Here is a 943-nt window from a genome sequence, read left to right as displayed (position 1 = left end):
CCCTGGGCGGCATCTGTGCCCTGGGTGACGGCTACATCCTGAGTGATGTCTGTGCCCGAGGTAGCCGGTGTAGTCGGTGCAGCCATGGTCGCTGTTGCTCCTGATCCGTCGGTCGCCGGGCCGGAGGCACCGACACGCCCCGGATCGGGCTCGGGTGGGTGCCTCCGCCGGCTCACCCGACTGATCCGGCTGGGCCGACTGATCCGGCTGGGCCGGTCGGCTTGCCCGCTCACAAGCCGCTCACAAGGGGGTCTCCGCAAATCCCGGGGCGTAAGGCCGGAGAGCAGCGATCAGATCAGCCCACAGGCCGGTGACCTGGAGAAGTCCGACCACGACGAGCAGCACACCACCGGCGAAAGTAAGCGCTCGGGCACGCCTGCGGACCACAGCCAGAGCACCGGCCGCCCGCCGGAAGGCCAGGCCCACGACAAGAAACGGCACCCCGAGACCAAAGCAGTAGGCGGCGGAGAGGAACGCACCCCGGCCAGCGGTCGCGCTCTGTATCGCAAGCGCCAGCACCGCCGTCAGAGTGGGCCCGAGACACGGCGTCCAACCGATCCCGAACAGGACACCGAGGACGGGTGCCCCAACCAGGCCGGGCGCGGGCAGCCGATGGATGCGCCACTGGCGGTTGGCCAGTGGGACCCGAGCGAATACCCCTGCGAACGCCAGCCCCATGACGATGGTCACCGCGCCGAGGATCTGGCTGACACCGACCTGGTGCAGGGTCAGCCAGCTGCCCAGCCCGCCGAAGGCCGCACCGTAGCTGACGAAAACCGCGGTGAAGCCGACGACGAACAGCACGGTGCCGAGCGTGACTCGCCCCAGCAGCCGCCGCCGAGCCCGGCTGGTCGTATCAGTGCCGCCATCGACGTTGATCCCGGTACCAGGGCCACGACCGTTGCCGCCCATATCAGCGCCAGCGTTGATGCCCGCGCCGCTG

The 943-nt window shown here is 69.7% G+C and carries 1 protein-coding gene; it reads right to left on the bottom strand.

Translation table 11 applies throughout. From position 1 onward, the window contains the following. Window positions 1–240: 240 nt before the first annotated feature. Window positions 241–943 (bottom strand): cytochrome c biogenesis CcdA family protein (locus AC5LSR_RS15320; RefSeq protein ID WP_250292576.1); only part of this gene is annotated, 703 nt, incomplete at its 5' end.

This window comes from Protofrankia sp. CiP1_Cm_nod4 (assembly GCF_982290645.1).
Note: the sequence above shows the minus strand (reverse complement) of the source record. Positions and strands in the feature narration are given on the sequence as shown.